At 40.9% G+C, this 26,320-nt stretch carries 26 protein-coding genes and 1 pseudogene; 19 read left to right on the forward strand and 8 right to left on the reverse strand.

The window, feature by feature from the left end:
• Nucleotides 1-211 precede the first annotated feature (211 nt).
• From KME09_21610 to KME09_21620, 3 genes are all read left to right on the forward strand, one after another.
• Entirely contained in the window at nt 212-799 is a 588-nt protein-coding gene (locus KME09_21610) for a ParA family protein (protein MBW4536534.1), read from the forward strand.
• The gene (locus KME09_21615) at nt 796-1,212 is read left to right on the forward strand and encodes a hypothetical protein (protein ID MBW4536535.1); all 417 of its coding nucleotides are present in this window, start codon (nt 796-798) and stop codon (nt 1,210-1,212) included. Before KME09_21610 ends, KME09_21615 begins: the two co-directional genes overlap by 4 nt.
• Nucleotides 1,213-1,643: 431 nt before the next feature.
• A complete protein-coding gene (locus KME09_21620) occupies nt 1,644-1,841 on the forward strand; it encodes a hypothetical protein (GenBank protein ID MBW4536536.1) in 198 nt (65 codons plus the stop codon).
• Between the two features lie 8 nt (nt 1,842-1,849).
• On the opposite strand, the gene KME09_21625 is transcribed toward KME09_21620, so the two are convergent.
• The gene (locus tag KME09_21625; GenBank protein MBW4536537.1) at nt 1,850-2,008 is read right to left on the reverse strand and encodes a rubredoxin; all 159 of its coding nucleotides are present in this window, start codon (nt 2,006-2,008) and stop codon (nt 1,850-1,852) included.
• A 224-nt stretch (nt 2,009-2,232) separates the two neighbouring features.
• Between KME09_21625 and KME09_21630 the strand changes: the two genes are divergently transcribed.
• The 8 genes from KME09_21630 to KME09_21665 all read left to right on the forward strand — a co-directional run bounded on the left by KME09_21630 (nt 2,233) and on the right by KME09_21665 (nt 10,131).
• A complete protein-coding gene (locus KME09_21630; GenBank protein ID MBW4536538.1) occupies nt 2,233-3,060 on the forward strand; it encodes a hypothetical protein in 828 nt (275 codons plus the stop codon).
• Nucleotides 3,061-3,571: 511 nt separating this feature from the next.
• Nucleotides 3,572-3,892: a hypothetical protein gene (locus KME09_21635; protein MBW4536539.1), complete on the forward strand. Its 321-nt coding sequence runs from the start codon at nt 3,572-3,574 to the stop codon at nt 3,890-3,892.
• A 188-nt stretch (nt 3,893-4,080) separates the two neighbouring features.
• Complete coding sequence (locus KME09_21640) at nt 4,081-4,398, forward strand: hypothetical protein (GenBank protein MBW4536540.1); 318 nt, start codon at nt 4,081-4,083, stop codon at nt 4,396-4,398.
• 409 nt (nt 4,399-4,807) lie between these two features.
• Complete coding sequence (locus KME09_21645) at nt 4,808-5,257, forward strand: PIN domain-containing protein (GenBank protein MBW4536541.1); 450 nt, start codon at nt 4,808-4,810, stop codon at nt 5,255-5,257.
• Nucleotides 5,238-5,459, forward strand: coding sequence for a hypothetical protein (locus tag KME09_21650; GenBank protein ID MBW4536542.1), 222 nt, complete (start codon nt 5,238-5,240; stop codon nt 5,457-5,459). Before KME09_21645 ends, KME09_21650 begins: the two co-directional genes overlap by 20 nt.
• A gap of 731 nt (nt 5,460-6,190) precedes the next feature.
• On the forward strand, nt 6,191-6,412 hold the full coding sequence (locus KME09_21655) for a reverse transcriptase N-terminal domain-containing protein (GenBank protein ID MBW4536543.1): 222 nt from the start codon (nt 6,191-6,193) through the stop codon (nt 6,410-6,412).
• Between the two features lie 595 nt (nt 6,413-7,007).
• Entirely contained in the window at nt 7,008-8,711 is a 1,704-nt protein-coding gene (ltrA, locus tag KME09_21660; protein ID MBW4536544.1) for a group II intron reverse transcriptase/maturase, read from the forward strand.
• A gap of 232 nt (nt 8,712-8,943) precedes the next feature.
• The gene (locus tag KME09_21665) at nt 8,944-10,131 is read left to right on the forward strand and encodes a hypothetical protein (protein ID MBW4536545.1); all 1,188 of its coding nucleotides are present in this window, start codon (nt 8,944-8,946) and stop codon (nt 10,129-10,131) included.
• Here the strand turns inward: KME09_21665 and KME09_21670 are convergent.
• The gene (locus KME09_21670; GenBank protein MBW4536546.1) at nt 10,103-10,369 is read right to left on the reverse strand and encodes an HNH endonuclease; all 267 of its coding nucleotides are present in this window, start codon (nt 10,367-10,369) and stop codon (nt 10,103-10,105) included. The two genes, KME09_21665 and KME09_21670, sit on opposite strands and share 29 nt — an antisense overlap.
• A gap of 617 nt (nt 10,370-10,986) precedes the next feature.
• On the opposite strand from KME09_21670, the gene KME09_21675 reads away from it, so the two are divergent.
• Both KME09_21675 and KME09_21680 read left to right on the forward strand, forming a co-directional pair.
• Entirely contained in the window at nt 10,987-11,334 is a 348-nt protein-coding gene (locus KME09_21675) for a hypothetical protein (GenBank protein MBW4536547.1), read from the forward strand.
• 38 nt (nt 11,335-11,372) lie between these two features.
• Nucleotides 11,373-11,741: pseudogene (locus KME09_21680) on the forward strand (transposase).
• A 346-nt stretch (nt 11,742-12,087) separates the two neighbouring features.
• On the opposite strand, the gene KME09_21685 reads toward KME09_21680, so the two are convergent.
• Together KME09_21685 and KME09_21690 are read right to left on the reverse strand one after the other, a co-directional pair.
• Nucleotides 12,088-12,426 (reverse strand): thioredoxin family protein, encoded by a 339-nt coding sequence (locus KME09_21685; GenBank protein ID MBW4536548.1) that lies wholly within the window; start codon nt 12,424-12,426, stop codon nt 12,088-12,090.
• A 241-nt stretch (nt 12,427-12,667) separates the two neighbouring features.
• On the reverse strand, nt 12,668-13,396 hold the full coding sequence (locus KME09_21690) for a hypothetical protein (GenBank protein MBW4536549.1): 729 nt from the start codon (nt 13,394-13,396) through the stop codon (nt 12,668-12,670).
• Between the two features lie 189 nt (nt 13,397-13,585).
• On the opposite strand from KME09_21690, the gene KME09_21695 reads away from it, so the two are divergent.
• The 3 genes from KME09_21695 to KME09_21705 all read left to right on the forward strand — a co-directional run bounded on the left by KME09_21695 (nt 13,586) and on the right by KME09_21705 (nt 16,890).
• Entirely contained in the window at nt 13,586-14,560 is a 975-nt protein-coding gene (locus tag KME09_21695; protein MBW4536550.1) for a LysR family transcriptional regulator, read from the forward strand.
• A gap of 185 nt (nt 14,561-14,745) precedes the next feature.
• Complete coding sequence (locus KME09_21700; protein ID MBW4536551.1) at nt 14,746-16,254, forward strand: serine/threonine protein kinase; 1,509 nt, start codon at nt 14,746-14,748, stop codon at nt 16,252-16,254.
• Nucleotides 16,255-16,296: 42 nt separating this feature from the next.
• A complete protein-coding gene (locus tag KME09_21705) occupies nt 16,297-16,890 on the forward strand; it encodes a hypothetical protein (protein MBW4536552.1) in 594 nt (197 codons plus the stop codon).
• Nucleotides 16,891-16,907: 17 nt separating this feature from the next.
• Here KME09_21705 and KME09_21710 read toward each other — a convergent pair whose 3' ends face one another.
• The 3 genes from KME09_21710 to KME09_21720 form a co-directional block, all read right to left on the reverse strand.
• Nucleotides 16,908-17,831 (reverse strand): site-specific DNA-methyltransferase, encoded by a 924-nt coding sequence (locus tag KME09_21710; GenBank protein MBW4536553.1) that lies wholly within the window; start codon nt 17,829-17,831, stop codon nt 16,908-16,910.
• A gap of 113 nt (nt 17,832-17,944) precedes the next feature.
• Nucleotides 17,945-18,187, reverse strand: coding sequence for a helix-turn-helix domain-containing protein (locus tag KME09_21715; protein MBW4536554.1), 243 nt, complete (start codon nt 18,185-18,187; stop codon nt 17,945-17,947).
• 172 nt (nt 18,188-18,359) lie between these two features.
• Entirely contained in the window at nt 18,360-19,604 is a 1,245-nt protein-coding gene (locus KME09_21720; protein ID MBW4536555.1) for an inorganic phosphate transporter, read from the reverse strand.
• A gap of 144 nt (nt 19,605-19,748) precedes the next feature.
• Between KME09_21720 and KME09_21725 the strand changes: the two genes are divergently transcribed.
• Both KME09_21725 and yaaA read left to right on the forward strand, forming a co-directional pair.
• Nucleotides 19,749-21,113: a cytochrome c biogenesis protein gene (locus KME09_21725; protein MBW4536556.1), complete on the forward strand. Its 1,365-nt coding sequence runs from the start codon at nt 19,749-19,751 to the stop codon at nt 21,111-21,113.
• 92 nt (nt 21,114-21,205) lie between these two features.
• Nucleotides 21,206-21,988 (forward strand): peroxide stress protein YaaA, encoded by a 783-nt coding sequence (gene yaaA, locus KME09_21730; GenBank protein ID MBW4536557.1) that lies wholly within the window; start codon nt 21,206-21,208, stop codon nt 21,986-21,988.
• Between the two features lie 80 nt (nt 21,989-22,068).
• Here the strand turns inward: yaaA and KME09_21735 are convergent, their stop codons facing one another.
• Nucleotides 22,069-24,597: a sigma 54-interacting transcriptional regulator gene (locus tag KME09_21735; GenBank protein MBW4536558.1), complete on the reverse strand. Its 2,529-nt coding sequence runs from the start codon at nt 24,595-24,597 to the stop codon at nt 22,069-22,071.
• A 445-nt stretch (nt 24,598-25,042) separates the two neighbouring features.
• Between KME09_21735 and KME09_21740 the strand changes: the two genes are divergently transcribed.
• On the forward strand, nt 25,043-26,308 hold the full coding sequence (locus KME09_21740; protein MBW4536559.1) for a glycosyltransferase: 1,266 nt from the start codon (nt 25,043-25,045) through the stop codon (nt 26,306-26,308).
• The last annotated feature ends 12 nt before the right edge of the window (nt 26,309-26,320 follow it).

A 26,320-nucleotide genomic window follows, 5' to 3' on the forward strand; every position in this document is an offset into this window, starting at 1 on the left:
ACTCATACAAAATGTGCAATCTTTAATTTCCATTTCATTCACTACACTAAATAATCGATTCTCGCCCTTCAAACCCCATTTCAGAGTTTCGCCAATTCAAAAATACAAAAAGCCAAAAATACGGAAATCTAAAAATTTAACAATTTGCCAAGGTACAAGATTCGGCAAGTGACTATACACTTAGATGTCTGCAAACATTGAGGTATTCAAGTTGTTAATTACTGTGGCTGGATTCAAAGGAGGAATCGGCAAAACTACTACTGCCGTCCATCTTGCCTGTTATTTCTCTGGTTTAGGGCAGACTTTGTTAGTTGATGGCGACCCTAACCGCAGTGCTACGGGCTGGAGTAAACGGGGTGCTTTTCCCTTTAAAGTGGTGGACTTGATGCAAGCTGCTTTGTACAGTCCCAAATATGAGCATATTGTCATTGATACGGCTGCTCGTCCCGATGAAAATGAATTACAAGCTTTAGCTGATGGTTGTAATCTGTTAGTCCTGCCTACTTCTCCCGATGCCTTGGCGGTTGATGCCCTGCTGCAAACTGTGGATTTACTTCAAGAACTAGAAAGCGATCGCTATCAAATTTTACTAACAATGGTTCATCCTAAGCCCGTCAAGATGGCAGAACAAGCCAGATTAGCTTTGTCAGATGTACCGTTATTTGACACGGAGATTAGGCGGTTAATTGCCTATGAGAAAGCAGCACTGATGGGTGTACCCGTATACGAAGTTAAAGACCGTATGGCAAAAATCGCCTGGGGTGATTACGAGCAAGTGGGTAAGGAGATTATGTCATGAGCGATCCAACAAATATGTTTAAAAAACTGACTGAGGGGCGTTTGAAATCTACACCAGCTAAAACTGAAGAGGAAAGTAAGCCAGTAGATAAATCTAATCCTCCTGAACCATCTCCAGAAGAAAAACTACCAGAACCAGAAATTACGACCGAAGAATCTACTCCTAAGCGCGGTAGACCAGCTACAGGTAAACGCAGTGACCCAGACTGGATTGGCAGAACTTACTACGTTCGCAAAGAAACTGACTTTGATGTCGAAGATGAACTAGTCAAGCTTAAACGGGCAGGTATCAATTTAGATAAATCCGAATTGGTGGATTTTCTCCTGGCTGCCTGGGTGCGATGGCGAAATGGTGAAAATATAGATATTCAAATGTCCGAAATTTCACCAAGGCGAAAAGATGAATTGCCGTAATTACAGTTAATAACCCTGCCAAACTATGAATAAACAAATGTAATTTACTGTATTGCTTTTGTGTTTATTGCTGGATTAACTCCCAAACTTTAGATATTAATATCTTGATTTATTAAAGCGATCGCATTGATTTAGATTGCCAACAAAAAGATTGAAGCTAAAAATTAAAGCTGCCTTTTGACTAAGTTCCAACCTAATCCTGGAATTCCAGACTGATATCACAGAAAAATTTATTTGAGCGTTTCATAATATGGATACCGAATTAAAAAAAAAATTATATGAGCGACCAGAATTCCAGCCCAGATAACATTGTCCGTCCAGAGGACTTGATGGTTGAACTAAACCTAAAAAAAGTCAACTTACTATGATGACTTAAACTATCTGGGTATCAAAGCTGATAAGGATGAAGAGAAAAAAGTTTATCTAATTACTTGACTGGAGAACTGACGGTAGATTTTCCAGAAGATGTGAAGATTCCTGTTGAACCGAATCAAATGGTTACGGCTGAGTTAGTGGGGAGTAGTTTGAAGTTGAATTATTGTGAATTGGAGAGAGCGATCGCATATTTGAAAGAGCAGTATGCGGTGGGGACTGTGGAGATTAAGGTGGTGCAGCCTCAACCATTTTAAGGTTAGCGTTACTCTGCTGGTTCAAAATCTGATTGTTCTGCCCCACAGACAGGACAGACCCAATCTTCTGGTAAATCCTTAAAAGCTGTCTCTGGTTCAATGTCGCTATCTGGATCGCCTATATCTGGGTCGTATTCGTAGCCACAAACCGAGCAAGTATATTTCATGACGTTTCTTTTCTCACTATTTGTCATACTAGAAGAGATAATTTCAAGAAAATATTAAATTTAATTAAATTTCCAACGGTGCTAGTAAGATGCACGAGTTGATTAAGAATGGTGCTGCCACACTGAGTTTTTGATTTACCAACCCGTCCCCGAACTCAGATCGCACCCAAACATCACCCAATAGACTATGACAGTTAACAGAAGACCAATCTTGGTGAACTGTGATGAAGAGAATCAAAAACCTGTCTGTGTATAATCTATTGGGCTACCTCCTTTTTGGCATCGCTGCCTATGCCTTTGTTAATGCCAGCAATACCGATGTTATAGCTACTGCCCCAATCGCCCCAATCGCCCCAATTGCCCCAGAGCCTACACAATCTACCCCAAATCGTCACACCATCACCCTAGTTCTCAACCAATTGTCAGACCTCAAGGTAGAAGAAGGACAGAGAATTAATGTTGGAGATATCATCAGCGATCGCACCTCCGAAAAAGCCAAGCTACAAGCCAAAAAACAGCGATTAGTAGACGGACTCACTAGAGCTAAATTACCCCTCAACGAACTAAAACCCGTCCCAGTACCTCAGTTTCAGACAGAACTGGCGAACCTCAAACAGGCTCAGTTTAATCTAGATGCGATCGTTCAGCAGATAAATAACTTTGACCAGAAAATCTATCATAAAGACGACTGGCACGTTCAAGTATTTGAATCTGAGAAAGTGCAGGAATTAGCTGACCTTAAACGTAAAGAGTTAGAAGCTTCGATTAATTTAGAGAAAGCGATCGCCTCTCTTGATGAAGCTAAACTCAACTACCGTCGTCAGCAGTACGAACACTCTCTTAAAGTATCTGACTATCAAACCCTGATCTCTAAGCAGCAGGAGCAAGTTAACTCGCTACAAACTCAGTTAGATACAGTTGATGATGAATTAGATAAACTCACATCGGTTTATTCGCCTTATCGAGGGAAAGTACGACGGGTGAAGATACTCGGACAGAATGAGAGGTCAATTACTGCCGAGGTGACGCTAGATATTCGGGGTGAGAAGTAAGGGCTACGCTGAGTCTACGACTTGCTCCACAACCGCGATCACACCATAAAACTTATCGTTCATGTCAATAAATTATTAATTAAAATAAAGATATAACCAATATAAATTAGCGAATCTTTTCTAAGTTTAAAAGAGAAAAAACCTAGCTAAAGTTTGAAGTTTCAGTGTGGAGTGAGAGTGGTATAAGTTAAGTTATCATCACCTTGCTGGTGTTTAAAACCATGTTGAAAGCTATTATTTTTTTGGGCTTCATGATATTTTTCATTCTGTTTTGGCGTTGGGTGCTGTCGAATGATAACTAACTTGGGTGGTAGCTGATTTATCACCCAGCCAAACTAAAATCAACTCGCGATCGCATTGGGCATTAGTAACTTTGTTCTGACTAGTCATTAATACGGACGTATTGAATAATGTGCATCAATATTGGAGCTTTTGATGTATGTTCCAGGATTAATTATATTCATTCGTCGGATTGGGGAAAGTTAAGATTGTCATCTTTTTTCTTAGATACATGAAAAAACTATTTAACAGTACATGCGGACAAGTCCTTTGTGGCGTACTAATTGGTCTAATTTTGGTCTTGGTTGGAGTTCTTACTAACAGGAAATCTATTAGTGGCTCAACCGAGAAAGCGATCGCTAATGTCTTATTTAAAGATAATTATGCCGAACAATGGCAAGTCAAACCAGGATCAATCTATGATGGCGATACTCTACGAGTCGTCAGAGGTCAGGAAGAATTAAAAGTTAGACTCTGTGGCATCGATGCTCCAGAGATTAAACAACCATTGGGCATCGAATCTAGAGATTACTTGCGATTAGGCTCCGCCTAGCCGAAGGCATCGCTCATTGCCAAAAGCGACGGCAGAATCTATGTTTTACCTATTGAAAAAGACCGATATGAACGCACTGTAATGGGAGTCATCAGAAGCCTTGGGAATTTAGAGCATCTATAAAAGCTAACAAGTAGGAATGTCTTTTACTATTAAGGAATAAATCATCTATTGAACTTGGGGCAATTATGGATGACCGAGAAAAAGCCGAATTAAACAAGCAGAAAAAGTTAGTAGATTGTGTCAGTCATCTAAATTCGGTTTTAGAAGCATTCGAGCGTCTTGAAAATTACAAAGCCACAGTTTTGCCTATAATTGATGGGTTTGACCTGACTCATTCTGATACATATTTAGAGCTAACTGAAAATATTAAACGAGAGCTATTTTATATTAAGTTTTTTTCGAACACGCTACTAGCCAATTATTTAAATATCGCCGATTATGTCATCCAGAACCAGATATTTATAGTATTAAAGACAAGAAAAATCGAGAAAAGTATGGATTAAAACCTTTAGGAGACTGGAAAAAACAAAGCGAAGAGACACAATGTATTCTCAACGAGTCGCAAAAAAAGATAGACGAAATGCCTGCCAAACGAAATGAAGACAATTTAGACGAAGTAAAGCTTAAAGACTTAAAATATCTTAAAGAGAAATTAGATCTAGCGTCTGAAAAGAACCGAAAAAATAGTAAAAATTGAATCTAAAATATTGAGATTATAATGGGCAATGTTTCTTATATTTCTTTTACAAATTGCTATTTTTAGCAAAATAAGTATCAATTAAGACTTTACAATCCCTGGGAATTTAGGAGTAAAGTTAATAAGTAGGAATGTCTTTTAATATAAAAAAATAAATTATCTTGGCTTCTGAGTCATGAAGATATCGCCCTAGAAAAAAGCTGGTAAAAGAAAGCATGATTAGAGTTTATCTAGATACAAGTATTTATAATCGTCCTTTCGACAATCAGACCCAACCTAAGATACATTTAGAGACACAGGCGGTAATTTTGATTTTACAGATGGTCGAAGCCAAATTAATTGAATTAGTTAACTCTTCCGTCTTAGAGTATGAAAACAGTCGCAATCTCTGGACTTTGCCACAGCAAGCGATGAGTAGATATTTACAAATGGCTGGCATCAAACAAACAGTTGATGAAACTATTAGACAAAGGGCAGAGCAACTAGAGGGTATTGGAATCAAAGCAGTAGACGCGCTACACGTTGCCTGTGCTGAAGCATCGAATAGCGATTATTTTTTAACCTGCGATAAGCGATTAATCAATCGTTGTGTCGAGTTGCCAGTAAAAACCTTAAATCCAGTTGATTTTATTTTGGAGATAGAAGATGAAGATCGAGGTAATTAGTGAACAGGAAGTTTTACAAGAGGGATTGCAGGTATTGATGACTCATTTAGAACCATCCAAAGTTCTTCGTTTTTGGGCTGCTTGTAAGCTGAGTGAGGGGGATTATCTCAAACTCAAAGAACAGTTATTTGGCGAAGATTCTGTTGCTAGTCTTTATGAAAAGATAAAAGCTTTTCAGGACGAGACAAATAAGGAGTTGTAACTAGAATTACCAGATAAAAATAGCTAAAACAATTTTAACTGACCCTCACTAACTGAACTATATCTACCTCGATGTAAATTCAGATGGCAAGCAGCACAGACCGACAGCGTGCGATTCGTTTAGTGGGGAATCACGGTAACCAGTCCGTAAATAGCCACTAGAGTCAAGTCTCCTAAGACTACGGCGGCTTTTTTGTATACCACAAGGGTACAACGTGAATCTTCACACAAAAAACGCGCCGAACTTAACTGTTCTTCTGATGAGGGTGCAAGTCCCTCTCTCGAAACTCACGAGTAACTCCTTATCTGCCCACGCCGAACAGACTCGGAATTCTGTAGAGCGAAGCTGGGAACAGGACGCAATCAGACATTAATTGCAAATGACACTGGCGTTAACAGGGAGTCCCCATGATGAAACAGAACCTAGAAAAACAACCTAGTCTGAGGCAGACGCAATCCAAAGTCTGACCTCACCAGAGATTAGTATCCCGCAGCGCGTGTTGTCAGCAGCTGCAAGAGTAAGGGGTTCTGGTGGTTGAATTGGTTACATCTAAAGGGACGAACAACAGATATCAATCTGTATCAAAAGGACGGAACGAATAAAAACGAATCTAAGGTCTGTGGTCAAGTCGAATCCACGGTAGACCAGACGAGAGGATTAATTCCTTAGATTTGGGTAGGACAAGGCGTAATTGCCTTGAGGTATTCAGAAAACACAACTCGGAGCAGACTATGGTTAGACACAGCTTAAACGCTAGTGAACTTTGGGAAAATCAAGATTGGAAGAAATTCCATCAAGACCTTTTCAGGCTACAAAGACGAGTGTTCAAAGCAGTTCAAGTTGGCGACAAGCGCAAAGCTCAGTCACTTCAAAAACTGATTCTCAAATCCCAGGCTGCTAGATTTCTAGCAATCCAACAAGTAACACAGTTAAACACTGGTAGTGCGACCTGAAAGGTCAACTAAACTGAGACTCCGAAGTCTCTCTGGAATTTCTACTCCAGACCTTCATAGAGGAATCCGTAGGAAATACGGTACGTCACGGCTTAGTAGGCAACGAACCAGTCGGAGTGCAGACGCTAAAAGTAGCCGTAGCTGCCAGGGTTAGGCGGTGAGGAGCAAGAGGGAAATGTAGAAGGACGAACATAGACTAAGGTATTGATTAAATCACGTCACTTTAAAACAAGCTAAATAACTCCTGGTCTAAGGCTTGAAACCAAAATGGTAAATAGGTGGCTGTTACGTTTTCCAGTCGTAACAACGTAGAAACACAACTCCTATCGTGAAATAGATACCCGCCCTAACTACATTGGAAACTTTAGTTGATACAACAGGACAAATCCTACAGAGTCTAAAAGACAGTCGAATCTTCTAGTAAGCAAGCGAGCAATCAAAGCCGAATTCTCTGGAGGACAAAGGATGAGTGAAAAAGCAAAAGTCATCTTGTAATGAGGTGAATAGGGATTCAAGATTTGTCCCTGACCGAAAGGAAAGCTGAATTAACTTGGGTCATATACGGAAAGGAAATTTATCAAAGGAATGAACCCTCATGACAAGTTGGATACATCAAATTGATGTAAATGGACATAGGGAACAACTTTCAGACTGGAATCAAGTTAATTGGAAGAAAGTAGGAAAGATTGTTAATAACCTAAGAAAACGGATATTTCGTGCCAGAAAACTTGGGCAATGGAAGCAGCTACGCAGGTTGCAGAAATTGTTATCAAAGTCTTACGCAAATCTACTACTTGCAGTACGACAAATTACTCAAATAAACAAAGGAAAGAGAACAGCAGGAGTTGATGAGGAGGCAATTAACACTCCTGAAGAGAGAGTAAAACTTGTCAACAGTTGGAAAGAAATAACAGCCTCTCCTACAAGAAGAGTATATATTCCTAAATCCAATGGCAAGAAGCGTCCCCTCGGTATTCCCACCGTCAGGGATAGAGTCATGCAAGTAATAGTTAAAAACTCCTTAGAACCCGAATGGGAATCACAATTCGAGCCAAATTCTTACGGCTTCAGAATTGGTAGAAGTTGTCAAGATGCTATAGCGCAATGTTTCAATAAACTAGTAAACAATCCACGCGGAGCAAGACACACTTGGGTTCTAGACGCTGACATATCAGGATTCTTCGATAATATTGCACATGAATCCATCCTGAACATGATTGGTACTCATCCATCAAGAGAATTAATTAAAGGATGGTTAAAAGCTGGATACGTCTATCAAGGAATCAAAACTCCCACAGACAAAGGCACACCTCAAGGCGGGGCGATAAGCCCACTTTTAGCAAACATAGGGTTGCATGGTCTTGAAGAAGTAATCGAAGCAATCAAACTACCCAAAGATAAATGGGGAAATAGATTAAAGCTCGGTTTTATCAGATACGCGGATGACTTTGTTGTCACATCCAGAGAACGAGAAAACCTAGACAGTGCCTTAGTCCAGATTAAACAATGGTTATCAGAAAGAGGACTAGAAATCAGCGAGGAAAAAACCAGGATAGTTCACATACAAGATGGATTTAACTTTCTAGGATTTAACTTTCTAGGATTTAATCTACGCCAATATAAAGGCAAACTACTAATTAAACCTCAGAAAGAAAAGGTTCTGAAATTCTGCAAAGAATTAGGAAAAACCATATCTGAATGCGCCACATGGACGCAGCAAAATCTTATTGGCAAACTAAACCCGATTCTCCGAGGATTTGCTAACTACTACAAAGGAGTTGTTAGCAAGAAAACATTCAGTTACATCAATCATCGAGTAACAATGTATTTATATCGTTGGGCAAAGCGTAGGCATCCCAACAAAGGCAAAAGATGGGTGAAAAACCGATACTTCCACCTAATAGAAGGGAACGATTGGACGTTCGCCCGTCAAGGAATTGATAGCAGAGGAAGGAAAAGATTTTACTCCCTCTGCAACGTAAGTCATATTCCTATCATAAGGCACGTCAAAGTTACGGGGAGTAATTCCCCAGACGACTCAGAACTTAATGAATACTGGGAAACCCGTAAAAACAAACTAGGAAAGCAATACTGGGCAAAAGGCTCGAAATACGAGCCTTTTGCCAAAAACCAAAGCTTTAACTGTACAGTTTGCGGAACAGCCCTTTTTAACGGTGAAGAAATCGAAACCCATCATATAGTACCTGTGGCAAAAGGCGGACGAGACGACATCGAAAACCTAATGCACTTACACACAATGTGTCATAAGCAGTTACACAACACCAAGTTAAAGGCTTGAAGTATGGCTTGAGCCGTGTGAGGCGATGAGTCTCACGCACGGTTCTTAGGGGGGTGCGGACTGGTAACAGTCCAATCCTACCCGACAGAAAACGGCAGGAATAGATGGTCAAAAGTCTCTCACGTTTGAAGAACGCTTTGAACTAGAAGAGAAATTAGCCAAAAATTACGCCAATTGGAAACACAAAGGCTTAAGAGAAATCCCCATCCCTAAAAAGGATGGAACTATCCGAATGCTCAAAGTGCCAACAATAGCAGATAGGGCGTGGCAATGCCTCGCCAAATACGCGCTCGAACCAGCACACGAAGCAACTTTCCACGCCCGAAGCTACGGGTTTAGAACAGGACGGGCAGCACACGATGCCCAGAAAACTCTATTCAACAACCTCAGCAGCAAAGCCAATGGAAAAGATAAACGAGTAATCGAACTCGACATTGAAAAATGCTTCGACAGGATAAACCACTCAGCAATCATGGATAACCTAATTGCCCCTTCAAGGCTAAAGCTTGGCATCTTCAGATGTCTCAAAGCTGGAACTAATATAGGTTTCCCCGACCAAGGAACGCCACAAGGCGGAGTAGTTAGTCCTCTGTTAGCCAACATCGCCCTCAACGGAATCGAAAGTATTCACAAATACAAAGACTCAGGAGGAAAGATTAAAGAACCATCAATCCGCTATGCGGACGATATGGTAGTCATAATCCGACCTCAAGATGATGCAAAGGCAATACTTGAAAGAATCAGCGAATTTCTAGCAGCAAGAGGAATGAAAGTCAGTGAAAAGAAAACCAAGCTAACCACCACGACAGATGGATTCGACTTCCTAGGCTGGCACTTTAAAGTCCAGAAAAACGGTAAATTTCGTAGCACCCCCTCAGTGGATAACTACAAAGCATTCCGCAAGAAGGTAAAAACCATCGTCAACAACTCGAACTATGGTGCGACTGAAAAAGCTAGTAAACTAGCTCCCGTCGTTAGAGGCTGGAGACAATACCACAAGTACTGCAAGATGGATGGGGCAAGGAATTCTTTATACCACATCGAAAGTCGTGCATACAAGGTATTTAATAAGGAAACAAATCAAAGCCGCTACACTAGCAAGAAATTGCTAGATATAGCATTCCCCAAAGTTCCTTACTCCCAAAACAAACATGTTAACGTCAAAGGAAAGAAATCACCCTACGACGGAGATATAGCCTACTGGAGCAAGCGTAACAGCATACTCTATGACGGTGCAACCTCTAAAGCCCTAAAACGGCAAAACCATTCATGTGACTCCTGTGGATTGAAATTTCTGGGAGAGCAGAGAGTACATCTACACCATGTAGACGGAAATCACCAGAATTGGAAAGAATCGAACCTTGTAGCAATACATCAAACGTGCCACCAATTCATACACATGAAGCAAAGCAAAAGCTAAGAATATCGGGAGCCGTATGCGGTGAAAGTCGCACGTACGGATCTAACAGAGAGGGGCGAAGGCTAATACCTTCCCTCGACTCTACCAGATTGGATAGCCGATTATCCGTCGTGTCATGGTTGCGATGATGCACCTGTAGAATGTCAGCCGTCCACTCTGAACGGGTTAAATCATCTGGTCTTAGATGCGGCGAACTATGCGCCTTTCTCTTATTTTGTAGCATCTTTTTCCACAACATTAACACTGCCACTGAGCAGCTTCTTTTACTTTGAGTGCTAGGCTGTTCCAATTATCGGGGTAAAGGCTCGAATCTATAGGCATTTTGTTCGGTGATCGCTGATTGAAATTATCTTATCGCATCGCTTTGACAAGAGAAACTCAGATATTAGACTTTGTTACGCCAGCGTAAGCTATTGAGGTTTAGCTTAGGCGGCTTTTCTGCGGGAAGCTACATGCGGACAAGTCCTTTGTCACAGAAAACGCGCCGTGTTGTATGTAGCTATCGGGACGATCGATTATCGCTTCGGCAACAAAGATTGCTTCTTGTAACTGCTCTACCGATAGCTGTTTGTAAGCTACACCTTTTTGGCGGTCAATCACCTCATACCAGCAGCAACCAAACAAGTTATGACGCGCTTTGCGAGATGCGAAGCGAATCCTTTAGGGCTAATTGTAGCGACCCAGAATAAGAATCATTCCGACCCGAAATAACAGCGTTTTTCGACCCACATTAAATTAAGAATAAAACTTACTCAAACCCACATTAAACGAGATGGGAATTTATTTCTGATTCGGTTTCAGGTCAGAAGAAATGGCATCAATACTGATAGGGGCCATGTAACTGCACCGCCAGGATTGCTCAAGAGAACAACCGTCAACCGCTATTTAAAAGAATGGGGATATGACAAAGAAAAACTATCTCGCCAACCACCCGCAGTACGTTTTGAAGCTGAATATAGCAATCAGTGTTGGCATTTTGATTTAAGTTCTTCCGATCTCAAGCGATTAAAAAATGCTGTTGAACTAGAACCAGGTCAAGGAAAGCCATTACTGATGTTGTACAGCATAGTCGATGACCGCAGTGGCGTGTCTTATCAGGAATACCATGAAGTATACGGTGAGACCGACTCTAGAAGAAATTGGTGGTCGAACCCAAACTTTTGCCTTGGAAGGTATTCGAGGTCATCAATCCGAATATATTAATTGGCTTTTAACTCAAGCAACTAACGGTACTTAAACAATTAATTGATGACTCAGGACATAGAAAAAGCGGGAATTTTACAGCAGGAGTAGGCCGTCAATATATTGGTGAAATAGGTAAAACTGATAATGGGAATGTGGTGGTAACAACTCATCTTTATGATGGCAAAAAAAGTCTACCTTTAGACATAGAGTTATATCAACACGGTAATTCATTACCTTTGGGCAAGAAAGACCCATTGTTCAAGAAAAAGCCAGAGTTAGCTTTAGGATTAATTGATCAAAGTTTAGTCAAAGGAGAGCAACCAGAAATAGTCTTGATTGACTCAGGATATGGTAACAATACAACTTTTCTAATGGAACTAGAAAAAAGAAAATTAAAGTATTTAGGAGGAGTTGCTAAAAATCGAATATTCGAGCAAAAGGTTCAAGTAGAAGAAGATGATGTTAGTTTAAATTTACGACGAGTGGTAATTCAATTGCATCAACCAACAAGACATGGAGATACAGAGGTAACTCTACTGACACATTTGTCACCATCCGTAGCTGATGCACCAACTGTAGCTAGACTTTATCTTCAAAGATGGAGTAAGGTTAATCTCAAACGCTTTTCTTCTTCTCCTAGAGGACAAAAAAAGCCCAAACCCAAACCGACTTATGACCCTAAACACCTTCATGTCTCTACCTCTCGCCTTTTACGGCAGCCAAGTCAGTACAAACGTTCACCTTAACAGGGGTAGAGCTTAGAGCTAAAAGCTAAGAGCTTAAAACATGATTCTGCATAACCTTTTCTAAGGCAGCCTGGAGGCGATCGCGGTTATTAAAGTGATCCATTTTTTGAATTGGTTTGCCATTTTGAAACAGTATAATCGTCGGCAAGTTGCGGATGCAATAATGATTAGCTAGTTTAAAATTTTCGTCGGCATTGATGGAAATTAGTTTAATTGAGCCTTCTTGTTCTGTAGAGAGTTTCCTTAATATGGGTTCAATTAACTTACATAAACCACACCAAGGAGTCCAAAAATGTACCAAAACAGGTTGGTCAGATTCAATCACTTCTTGCTGAAAGTTGGTTTCGTTCACTACAGAGATCATATTAAGTGAATAAGTAAAAAGGTTTAATAAAAATTTGTTTTAAATGCTTTGAATTATGCTACATCTAATCGGGATCAACTGAAAAGGCTAGATCTAACAGTTCCATCATAAATTTACGGCGAGTTTTGCGAGTCAACCCTAAAGCATACATCTGCGGATATTGTTTAGGGCAGATCGTCGTTTGACAGCAACTTAGATGCTCTGTGTTCGCAACGACTGACGAGGTTGAATAAGAATCCTCTTACCAATATACTTTTGAGGTTGCCTGCATCAGCCAGGGATGCCCCCACCAAAACAACATCACAAAAGCTGCTATCCCTAGATAGGCTGGGCGTAAATACTCTTGCCATTTAATTGTTTGACGACCATCAAGAATCGCCAAAAATGGGATCACAGAAGTGCGCGCCTTGACCTGTTCAAAGGCTTCTCCGTATCTTTTACTTAAACGGCGATCGCCATGCCAAACAGCAAATAAATGATGGGCAATTAAGCCTACTGAGGTCACAATGGTAAAAGTCGTTCCGAGCCAAAGAGTGTGGGCAATGCACCAGATGACCTGTCCGACCATTTGAGGATGACGAGTAATGCGAATAATCCCTGTTTCAAAGAGATATACTTGGGGTTTTTGTACTGCTGCAATCTCTAACAGGTTAAAGGTTGCGGGATAAAGAAAGATAAACGAGATCGCCGATAAAATCCAGACTAAAGCTTGAACTCCTGGCACTCCCTGCACCCGCCATAATTGCACTCCATCATAGCGATGGTTGAAAAAATAAATAATTAAAATAGTGGCAAAAGGAATACTGACCAAAGCGAAAATTACTCGGTATAATCTAGCACCAATTTTTGTTTCTGCCCACGGACGCAGGGCAGCCATGCCACTATGGGCGATCGCAAATCCCAGCAGCAAGCCCACCATAATTAAGTGGCTGTTAGCCAGCCAGTTGAAGTTGCTTAAAGAAATAGTCATATATGTCATATATGTATTATTAATCACTTTAGCTAGTAGCAATAATTAAAAGTTAATTGCGCACCCCAATTGTGATACTGTGCAGATAAATAAAAAACACGAAAATTATTAAATATTTAGCAGTATTAATAATACGTTTAAATAACACTCGAACAACCAACTTTTTTGTAAACTTGCTAATGGGATTGTATGTCTGATATTCCTTTTACTCTAGATCAACTCCGAATACTTAAGGCGATTTCTACAGAGGGAAGCTTTAAACGGGCTGCGGACAGCCTCTATGTCTCTCAACCCGCCGTGAGTCTTCAAGTGCAAAATTTAGAAAAGCAATTAAATGTTCCTTTATTTGACCGTGGCGGAAGAAGGGCGCAGTTAACCGAAGCAGGGCATTTACTATTAACCTATGGCGAAAGAGTGATCTCCTTGTGTCAGGAAACCTGTCGGGCGATCGAAGATTTACAAAATCTTCAGGGGGGTACTTTAATTGTGGGAGCATCTCAAACCACAGGTACATATTTGATTCCCTGGATGATTGGTTTATTTCGGGAAAAATATCCTGATGTTTCGGTGCAGCTTCAGGTTCATTCAACCCGCCGTACTTCCTGGGCTGTGGCTAACGGACAGGTTGATTTAGCAATTATTGGTGGCGAAGTACCAACAGAGTTACAGGACGTACTCAATGTTATTCCTTATGCTGATGATGAACTGGCTTTAGTATTGCCCCCCAATCATGTCCTAGCACAAGAAGAGGCGATTCAAAAAGAAGATTTGTATAAGCTCAAGTTTATTACCCTAGACTCACAATCGACGATCCGCAAGGTAATTGATAAGGTTCTCACGCGCTATGAAATCGATCCCAAGCGCTTAAAAATTGAAATGGAGCTAAATTCGATTGAGGCGATTAAAAACGCCGTGCAGTCAGGGTTGGGAGCAGCTTTTGTCTCCACCACGGCGATCGCCAAAGAATTAGAAATGGGAGTCTTGCATCAAGCCAAGATTAAAGAGGTTGATATCGGCAGAACTTTAGCTGTGATCGTTAATCCCAATCGTTATTGTTCCAAGGCTGCTGAAGCATTTAGTAAAGAGATTCTGCCTCAGTTTACCACCAGAGAAGAGTTTAAAAACCTGGAGAGCCTATACAAAAATATTATAGAAGTAAGCTAAAATCTTGGGCGATTTGCAAATTCCCTCAGTACAATAAGCAAATACTGCTCTTGGCTGATAGCTAACACATCAAATCAAGTTTTACTAATCCCTCTAGACGGGGATAACTAGATGTAGGATGGAGGATGTGGGGCTAACAGCTAACAACTAACAGCTAACAGCTAATAGCTATTGACTGAGATTGTATGGAAATTATTTGTACTCGCCCTAGTTGTGCTAAACCTCTTAATTCTTTTAGCGATCTGGATACAGAAGCCAAGATTAGAACAGTACAGCAAAGATACTGTAGCACCTGTGGAATGCCCCTGCTGTTAGCCGATCGCTATCTCCCTTCAAAATTACTCGGAGAGGGTGGATTTGGGGCAGCTTTTTTAGCTTGCGATCGCTATAAACCAAAGTTTCCTTTATGTGTCGTCAAGCAGTTTAAGCCTTCTAATGATCTTGATGCTCATGAGCGAGCAGTTGCCCAAGAACTATTTGAAAGAGAAGCAGTTGTTTTAGAAGAACTCGGTCAAAAACATCCCCAAATTCCCAATTTATATGCTTTTTTTACGCCAATAGTCCAGAATACGCAGCATACAGGCGAAGAACAGTATTTTTATTTGGCACAAGAATTTATCGATGGACAGGATTTAGAACAAGAATTAGCCGACAAAGGTAAGTTTTCTGAAGCGGAGGTGACCGAAATTTTAATCGAGATTCTCAAAATATTAGAGTTCGTTCACGCAAATAATACGATCCATCGAGATATCAAACCGTCTAACATTATGCGCAATAAGCAGGGAGTTTTATATCTGCTAGATTTTGGTGCAGTAAAGCAGATTACAGCAGGGGGTGGTAATCCTAAAAAATCCACAGGCATCTTTTCGATGGGGTTTGCTCCTCCCGAACAAATGTCAGGTGCGCAAGTATATCCCTCAACAGACATTTATGCTTTAGCTGTTACCTGCCTTAATTTACTGACGGATAAAGAAGTAGAAGAACTGTATGATTCATTTAACCATACTTGGCAATGGCATAATTTTGCCCCAAATATCAGCGATCGCCTGAAGCAAATTCTGGATCGAATGCTCTTGCCAACTCCCGCTCACCGTTTTCAGTCGGCTAGTGTGGCTTTAGCGGCTTTGACGGTAATATCTAAGCAGATTAATCCTGTTACCCCACCAACAAAACTAACTCAAATACCCAAACAAAATCAACCAATTAAATCCCCTGTATCGAACACGCTGAACACACCTACGCTAATAAATACAGTAACACCTCCTCCTGCTGTTTCAAATTCTACTCCGACACCTGATCTTGCTACATCTGTACCTCAGAAAATACGGCAAAAAAGAACAAAACGCCCTTTTTCTCTGACAGAAGTTCTTATTAGTGCTGCCTTTATTGGTTTTGAAGGAGCATTGATCTCGATTGGTTTGATTAGCTGGCTTGCCTTTTCTGGAGAAAGTGTGGGGATTATTGGCGCTGTAATGGGTGGAATTATGTTTGCTCTCCATCGTCGCGCTATTGAAAAAGTCGATCTGGCAATTTTTGCCTTAATTACCACTGGCATAGTGATTTTTATCCCCAAATTCCATGGCAGTTTAACCATCCCAAATGTTCTGCTCATTGCAACCATATCCGCTGCTGCTGCGATCGCCATTACCGCTTTTTTTCGTTTGGTGTATCAACTACTATCACGTTTGCTTTAATACGACATTGCCTAATTAGCAACGCCAATATAAATAATACTTATGAAAATTGTTCAAGAGATTTCTTTGATTAGTGTTGGGAGCTTTGAAGAATCCAGTGATTGGGAGATTATCCGCTCTGAAGTTCGTGAAGCGATCTCTTTGATCGTGTATCCTCCTGGTACATCCAACTTCACAATCAATCCTACAAAGCATGGTAACGGTGTAAAGCCTATTAAAGAAGCTTGCATGATTGCTTTAAAAGATAGATTTGGATGGATGCTCGAAACCCAAACTAACTACGCAACCCGATCACCTGGAAAAGTCGATGCTACAAAAGTCATTGATGACCATCTTTTTGCACTTGAATGGGAGACTGGAAATATATCTTCAAGTCATCGGGCAGTTAATAAGATGGTTCTTGGATTAATACGTGGTGTCTTTCTAGGCTCTGCTTTGGTACTCCCAAGCAGGAAACTTTATCCTTATCTGACGGATCGAGTTGGTAACTACGAAGAGCTAGAGCCATACTTTGATGTTTGGCGGTCAGTCCTAATCAAAGACGGATTTCTTGCGATCTTTGTGATTGAGCATGATCAAGTGGATAGCAATGTACCAAAAATTGCTAAAGGCACTGATGGACGTGCATTGATCTGAAATTTATGGCTACAAACTTATGTAGAGTAAGGACTTGGCAGTTGTGAAGCAGTTGTCTTGCGTGACTTCGATTTTGTACGTCCTCTTGCTGATTCCCATTCCTCTACTATTCCATTTGTCAAGTTGGTTAATCGTTCTATTGCTGGGTCTGTATCCCCAAGTTCTGAACCAATCCAATAGCGGTGTAGTTTTTCTGCTGCATAGAACGTAGTGCCAGAGCCTCCAAACGGATCGACTACAATCTGTCCTGGATTAGATGCCATTGCAATAACCCGCTCTAGCATGATGGGCGCAAGTTCATTTGGAACTCGTTTTTTATGTCGACGGTGCCGAACTGGTGGAATATCAGTCCACATCTCCTCGGCTAATGTCCATAAAACTTTGGTAGAGTTAGCTTCAGAAGCATCTTCCCAAACATCTTCTGGCGTATCCCAAACATCCATTAAGTTTATTCCCTTTTCATTGAGGCTTTTGCGATGCCCTCCATAGTCACGAATTTCTCCATTACAGTGTCTACAAACTTGAATAGGTGTATAGACTTTGTTGAAGACCGCTGGTTCTCCTTTGGTGTAATAAAGTAGCCCGTAGTGAGCAGGAGACATCTTTTTCCCTCTAGGAAAAGCTTTCGGCATTCGGCAAGCAATCCAGTGCCGAAAACACATTCCTTTTCGACTTAGATATGCACCATACTCTATACACCACTTGGGCAGGTTAAAGACAAATAAACTACCTCCAGGTTTGAGTACGCGAATGCTTTCACTAAGCCATTTTTGCGACCAGTCTATATATCTACCTAGCTCCATCTGATCATTCACTCCTTCACCGTACTTTTTGCCAAGATTAAAAGGTGGATCAGCAAATACAAGATCTACAGATTCATCAGGCAATGCCGATAAAAGCTGAAGGCAGTCGCCTTGATAGAGGATGCCATGCTTACTCATGTAAATTTGTTGCAATTTTTTTCGATCTGCAACATCAGTTGAAATCAATTGAAAAGGGAGCATTTATTTATCTATTAGTACATTAGTATAACATGAGTCTACAGACTCTATTGTTATTTGTCAATAGAGTTTTCTTCAGAAGTTGTACTTCTTGGCTGATAGGGTTTTCCTATGGGTTGATTCATGTATCTTTCGATCTCAGTAGTCTCTATGTAGTAATAATGCCCAAGTTTTCGGGCTATGATTTGACCATTCTTAACTAGGTCATGTACTCGTTGGCGAGTTACGCCAAGTACCTGAGCAGTTTGCGTTACAGAGAGTAATTCAGGACTGTCACTGGAGCCGAAGTTTGTCATACGATGGGCCTAGGGGGCGTTGATGTCCAAAATTAGTTCTCAATTTTACACCCTCAATCGTACCTCAAGTTCTGCAAGACGAAGCACATAAACAGATTCACGCCAGCCAGCTAAGACGATGCTAGTATTTATCAATACAAATTCATTGATTGAAATTTGCCAGCGGTAGAATTTACACTATACGTAATAAAGAAAAAATCCCCGCACTTAAAATTGCAGCTACAGGTATAGTCACGATCCAGGCTAAGGCTACAGATTTAATCGTCTCCCATTTAACATCTTGATTCCGCGAGGCTAAACCAATCCCGATCACGCTACCAACTAAAGCATGGGAAGTAGAAACGGGTAAACCAAGTCGAGAGGCAATTAAAATTGTACTGGCGGTAGCTATTTCGGCACAAAAACCTGTACTGGGGACAAGAGAAATAATATTTTCCCCCACAGTAGTAATTACTTTTTTTCCCTGTACTGCCAAACCCCCAACAATACCGACTCCACCTAAAACTAAAATCCACAAGGGAATATCTAAACTGTCAATTGGCACAACGCCAGTATTGAAGATAAAGACAATCACGGCTAAAGGAGCGATCGCATTGCCTACATCGTTAGAACCATGAGCAAATGCGACAAAACAGGCACTTAACACTTGAAACTTGCCCATTACCCGTTCCAGAATCCGTATTTCTATTTCTTGCTGGCGATAGCTTTTAAACTTGTACCAAGAGTAATTAATAATAGCCCCTGTTGCTAAGAAGCCCATACCTAAGCCAATTGTTCTTTCAGGTAAGGGAATATAGTTAAATACTGGTAGCTGCACCACTGTGGGGAAAACAATCACGCCAAACACGGCAATTAAAGCTACACTCAACCAGGGAATCCATTCTAGTAGCTGCTGTAAAGTATTATCCTGCTCAAATAGCCAATAGCGCAGCAAACTATATAGACTCGCTGCGACGAGCGCACTGACAATCGGCGTGATTACCCAACCCAAACAAATCAAACCAATATTATCCCAGGCGATCGCCTCTTTCCCAATGGCTACCCAGCTAAATCCAGCGATCGCACCTACGACTGCATGGGATGAAGCTACGGGTAAACCTTGACTCGTAGCCACCTGTAACCAAATACCACAGGCAAGCAATACGGCAATCATTCCCAATAAAAAAATCTGGGGAGTTTCCGCAAATAGACTCGGATTAGCCACCTTTGTCGCCAAAGTAGCAGATACTTGCTTACCAAAGACTACCGCCCCAGTAAACTCTAAAATACCTGCGACAATAATTGCTTGAGTTAGGGTGATTGCTTTTGAGCCAACGGATGTACCCATCGAGTTCGCAACGTCATTTGCCCCCAGATTCCAGGCAACATAACCAGCCAAGAGAGAAATAAGTGTTAGGTAGATTAAAGTGTTAGACAAATATGTTAGGGGATTAGCTCAGTAATTACAAAATAGCTAGTTTCGGCTTGAGAAACAATATATAAATAGATTTTGTCTGAATAGATTAACTATAAAATAAATAAATAATGACAAGATAGATGAATAGATAATACTAAATCATAAATGAATTTTTTGCTTAAGCCAGGCTCAATATTTCGTCGCTTTGTTGGCATCATTGCTAATTTAAAACTAGCTATTATTCTCTTACTGGCGATCGCCGTTGTCAGTATTTCAGGAACAGTCATTGAACAGGCAGAAACTCTCTCTTTCTATCAACAAAACTACCCTGAATCTCCTGCTTTATACGGTTTTTTGACCTGGAAAGTGATTCTTGCTTGGGGACTAAATCATGTTTATAGTACCTGGTGGTATCTTTCCCTGCTGATTTTATTTGGTGCAAGTTTAACCGCCTGTACCTTCACGAGACAGTTACCCGCCCTTAAAGCTGCCCGTAAGTGGAAATACTATCAAAAGCCCCAACAATATGAAAAACTGGCTCTCAGCGCCGAATTAGAGCAAGGTTCAATCAAGTCTTTAATTCCTCTGCTCAAACAGCAAAACTATCAAGTCTGGCAACAGGATCATACTCTATATGCCCGTAAAGGAATTATTGGTCGGATTGGGCCGATTATCGTTCATGCTGGGATGTTAATTGTCTTAGCAGGGGGAATGTGGGGCATTTTTACTGGTTTTTTTGCTCAAGAAATGGTTGCCAGTGGCAATACTTTTAACATCCAAAATATTATTGAATTAGGGCCGTTTGGGGCTAATCAACTGCCTACAGATTGGTCAGTTAAAGTAAATCGCTTTTGGATTGACTACACCGAGAATGGTGATATCGATCAATTCTATTCCGATCTTTCGGTGTTGAGCGATCGCGGTGAAGAAATTAAACGAGAAACGATTCATGTTAATAAACCCCTGCGGTATGATGGCGTTACTTTCTATCAAACCAACTGGAGTATTGCTGCGGCCAAGGTACAGTTAAACAATAGCCCGATCTTTCAGCTACCTGTGGCGAAGTTAGACACTCTGGGGGCGGGTAATATCTGGGGAACTTGGATTCCAACCAAGCCCGATATGAGTACTGGGGTTTCCATGCTGATTAAGGATCTTCAGGGAACAGCTTTGATTTATAACCAGCAAGGAGATTTAACCAGCGCCATTCGGATTGGTCAAAGTATCAATATTGACGGGATTAACATTAAGCTGATTGATATTATTGGCAGTACTGGCTTACAGATTAAAGCCGATCCTGGTGTGCCAATTGTTTATACAGGCTTTGCTTTACTAATGATTGGGGTAGTTATGAGCTACTTTTCCCATTCTCAAATCTGGGCGTTAGAACAAGATCGTAGCTTTTATTTTGGGGCAAAAACCAATCGGGCGCAGGTAAGCTTTGAGCGAGAAATGTTGGGGGTAATCGATGCCTTAAATAGTGAACCTGAATCTGTCGATTTGCCTGAACCTAGTAAATCCTTGATTTAGCGTGAGTTCGGACTACGATAATTTAACGGTTAAGGTTAATAAAAGCGATCGCCGTTATTTCCTACAATTTCAATTTAATCAACGAAAACTAAATGTTAGTGTTAATTTCCCCTGCCAAAACCTTAGACTTTGAAACTCCTGCACCGATTCAACGCTTTTCTCAACCAGAATTTTTAGCCGATACAGAGAGACTAGTTACACAGCTACGACAGCTATCAGCACCAGAAATTTCTACTTTAATGAAGATTAGCGACAAGTTGGGGGAATTAAATAGCGATCGCTTTAAGACTTGGCAAGCCACTTTTGATGACACGAAGGCGAAACAGGCTTTATTGGCGTTTCAGGGTGATGTTTATCAGGGAATGCAAGTGGATCGCTTTGAACCAGAAGATTTTGATTTTGCCCAAGAACATTTAAGAATACTCTCAGGGTTATATGGGGTGCTACGTCCATTAGATCTAATCCAACCCTATCGCTTAGAAATGGGGACAAAGTTAGCTCATGCCAAACTACAAGATTTATCAGCAAATACCCTCTATGAGTTTTGGGCGGATAAGTTAACTCACACTATTAATCAGCAGCTAGAGAAACTAGAGCAAAAAACTATTATCAACCTAGCTTCTAATGAATATTTCCAAGCAGTAAAACCTAAATTGCTGACAGGAGCAATTATTACCCCTGTGTTTAAAGATTGGCACAATGGTAAATACAAAATCATCAGTTTCTACGCCAAAAAAGCTCGTGGCATGATGGCAGCCTACATTATTAAAAACCGTCTAAAAAATACAGCAGATCTGCCAAATTTTGCCGAAGCTGGCTATAGCTATAATCCTGAATTATCTGAGCAACAACATCTAGTTTTCACCCGACGATAAATGCGAACGATCATTACCCATTACCCATTACCCATTACCCATTACCCATTACCCATTACCTATTACCTATTACCTATTACTCAAAACCCCACAATTACTTGCCACATGCCAGTTGCCAAAAATGCGATCGCCCCTATTTGCGGGATTAAATATCTAAACTGCTGACGGGCAATCTTTTGAGTTAATAAAATTGCTAGCAACACGCCGATAATTAGACAGCTACCCTGGAGAAAAGCAATTACGGCAGGATGAGCGACAAGTACAGGAAGACTTGCACCATTTAAACCGAAAGTTGCCATGGTTACGGGGAGTATTCTACCTCCCTCACTTAAGCCTAGGCGTAGATAGTGAGCTAAGTTTCCAGCTAAAACCAGAGGTAAATAGCCATAAGCTAATTCAATAAATTTACGAGGTGTATGTTTGCGGTTCAATTTGCTGATTAGTATATTTGCTCCTTGGGCTAGTAAAGGCAAGATAATCGGTACTGCCAAAACTACCACGGAAACTAAAGCATGGTTGCTAAATCGCTCTAGATGTAAATCTAAACCTAGTCTGGTGGATATTTCTGGTAAACGGTGCAGAAAAATAACGTTTAACAACAAGAACAACAACGCCACTTCATAACTATGGGGTGTGTGAGTTGTCCAGAGTTCAATCCCAGGAGGACGTAAATTAAACTCTACTGAGCGGTGGGGACAGGCTTTAAGACAAGTCATACAGAGGACGCAATCTTTATTATCTACTAGCTGTGCGGGATGGGAATAGAGGGGACAGCCGTTAGTTTCTTGTCCTTCTCCTTTTGCAGCACCACCCTTATAACATTGGTAGGTTGTACAGGTTGCCGAACAAGTTCCCTGTTGCGCTCGTAATTCCGTCATGGAAAGCTTGGCGAATAAGCCGTTCATGCCGCCAATTGGACAGAGATAGCGACACCAGAAACGCCGTTCAAAAATGGTAGAAAAGATCATCGCCCCTGCGGTAATTAGCAGCAGCAAACAAGCAGAAAGATAGGCAGTATTTTCTAGATCCCAGAGTTCCTCCCAAAGTAAGATCAAAGCAAACAAACCAAATAAAAACCAGCCACCCCATTGTTCAGCAGCATGTCTGGGCCATTTTTTGAGCGATCGCGGCCATAAAATCAGCGATAGTTTTTGCGTGATCTCGCCATAAATCATAAAGGGACAAAAAGCACACCACAGCCTACCCACAAAGGGAAAGCCAATTAAAATCAAAGGCCACCACCACGCCCAAAACATATTTAGAGCAAAGTTCTCCTGGCGATTTTGGGGAGCAATAAACAGAATTAGGACAATTAAGGCAAAAAAGCCCAGAATGAAGCCGTAGTTAATTCTAGTGGGATACCAGTCACTCCTAAGCCAGTAGCGCAGCTGAGGATATCTATTGAGTAGATTCAAGCGATATTGTTGCTTTTTACTTTGAGACTGCCATACCACCTCTTCGGTAATCTCATCGCAGCCTTGGAGTTGAGCTAAAGCCCGTTCAACAATACTTTCTAGCTCCCGCAGATTATTGGGAAAATCGTAAGCCTGAAGATTACGCACCGCTTCAGGAGTAATTTTAGTTCTTTGCAGACATTTATTACGCCCAATCAAACTGAGATAATAGTTAATCTGCTCATCAAGATCTACTTTACGTACTCTCAGGGGAGGTACTTTGATTAAATTTTCCACGACAGAATCGATCGCAGTAATCACCTGCTCAGAAATGAGAATTATTCGGGCTTGAGATGTTTGCGGTTCGGCAGCTTCTCCCCCTGGGCGGGTAATTGGCGTATATTGATGAGTTTTAAGTAGCTCGGCGATCGCAGGAATCAATTCTTGTGTCAATAGGTGAACATTATTGAGAACCAAAGTCCCTTCTTGAACACAGGCAATTAGTCCTGGTTTTCCGCCACTACGACCAAATAATTCAGCACCACTAGTCTGTAACTTAGAACAGTCAATTTTAATAATCGGCTGACGACGATGAGCAGAACCAAAGTGAATTAAAGTCGCCAGGTTATCTTTTTCTAAGCCTGGTTCGCCAAAAATTAAAACCGACTCTCTGGTTTGGGCAGCCTGTTTAATTTGCGCTCGCAATCTCGTCGCATAGCGACTTTTACCAATGACACCCCGTTTAGCTTTACTGACCAAATAAGGTCTTAATATTACCTGACGTTCTTGTTCAAACTGTAGCTGTTCTGATAATTCTTTAACTTGAGTGGCTAACTGTTGAGAAAAAGCCTGGGGAATTTGGGGATATTGCTGCATCAACTCTTGAAAGCGCTCACGAGCAATTAACCAAACCTGAACTTCGGTAATGGTTTCCACCTGATACTGAGTTGGCTGATTTAACAGTAGTGCATATAAATTGAGTACCGTTCCCGAAAGTAAACTACTTTGACTCGATTCCGCGATGCTGTTACTAGCTAACCTACCTGATTTAACAATATATAAAGCATCAGGCTCAACATTTTCCACAACTACAGTTTGCTTTGCAGTAATAGTCTGTTCGGTTAAACTACTGGCGATCGCCGTTAAAATATCAGATGATAAAATACCTAAACAGGTTTTTTGCTGAAGAAAAGAGACTAGATCGGATAAGTTCATATAGCAATCCTCGGCTCAGATACCTACACCTTAGCAAGTTAGAGCTTTAAATAAATAATTAAATAATCTCTCGCTCAACGAAATTACTGAATGAGAAGCTTCTGTACCTGGACAGATCTAAAGACAGATCTAAAATCGTGTAGTAGATAACCTGAGTTCGGGATAAGCAAAAATCGTTGTGACCAAAGGATTGGAAAAATACTATTTTCGCTATTCTTTCAGGGTAGAGTGTCATCGAAAATATCTTAAAAGCTACCCCCACCGATTAATGTTCTTAACCCGAACTGAGGTTAATTATTTATCTGATCTAACCGCAGACTGCTTTTTCCAAGAGGCGATCGCCTCGATCAGACAAACACCGCTTCAATAATATTCATATTTAGCTCAAATTAATTTATTTAATGCTTTATAGTCAACCATAGTAGTATCTTCGTCAGGAAATTTTATGACTCATTTTGGCATCATTTGTCCTGCTACTGTGGGACATTTAAACACCATGACAACTCTAGGTTACGAACTAAAACAACGAGGACATCGTGTTACGGTACTGGCGATCGCTGATGCTCAACCCAAGGTATTAGCTGCGGGACTCGAATTTCAGGCAATTGGACTGTCTAACTTCCCTCCTGGCTCAACGAAGAAACTCTATACTGAACTTGGTAATTTAAGTGGTTTTAAAGCATTACAGTACACAATCGAGTGGATTACCAACACAGCAGCCAAGTATTTTCAAGATGCACCAGAGATCATCGAGAAAACAGGAATCGAAGCCTTGTTAATTGACCAAGTTTCCTCAGAAGGGGGAACTGTTGCCGAGTATCTCCAGCTTCCTTTTATCAGTATTGCTAGCGCCTTGATCTTAAATCGAGAACCCAGCATTTCACCTTTTAATACATTGAGCAATTATGATATTTCTTGGCGAGGAATTTTACGCAATAAAATAAGATATTTGGTACTCGATCTTGCTGTTCAAAATATTACCAAAACTATTAATGCTCAACGCCAACAATGGAATTTGCCGTTGCATACTCATCCTAATCAAAGATATTCTCAGCTAGCTCAAATTAGTCAACAGCCAGCAGAGTTTGAATTTCCTCGACGAGAATTACCTTCCTGTTTTCATTTCACTGGCTCGTTTAGTAATCCTGCTAGTCGCGAGTCGATCGCTTTTCCTTATGAACAATTAACGGGACAACCGCTGATTTATGCTTCTTTAGGGACACTACAAAACCAACTGTTATGGATCTTTGAAATGATTGCCCAAGCCTGTGCAGACATGGATGCTCAATTAGCGATCGCTCTTGGTGGTGGTACAGATCCTCATTCTTTGCCAGAATTACCAGGTAATCCCATAGTGGTAGGCTATGCACCTCAACTGGAACTTTTACAACGGGCAACTTTAACTATTACTCACGCAGGATTAAATACTGTTTTAGAATCTCTCAGTAATGGTGTGCCGATGGTAGCTATTCCCATTACTAACGATCAGCCTGGAGTCGCAGCACGAATTGCTTGGACAGGCACAGGGGAAGTTGTACCCTTGAAGAAAGTGACAGTCAAAAAATTGCAGCAAGCTATAAAACAAGTCTTAACGGATGATGTTTATCGACAGAATGCCCTTAAGCTTCAAGCAGCAATGCAACAATCAGGAGGAACGAGTAAAGCTGCCGATATCATTGAGCAGGTAATCTCTACTGATAAACCTGTTTAAACTTGTGTACTT

It is taken from the genome of Pleurocapsa minor HA4230-MV1, from assembly GCA_019359095.1.
In the GTDB taxonomy this organism is placed as follows: Bacteria; Cyanobacteriota; Cyanobacteriia; order Cyanobacteriales; family Xenococcaceae; genus Waterburya; species Waterburya minor.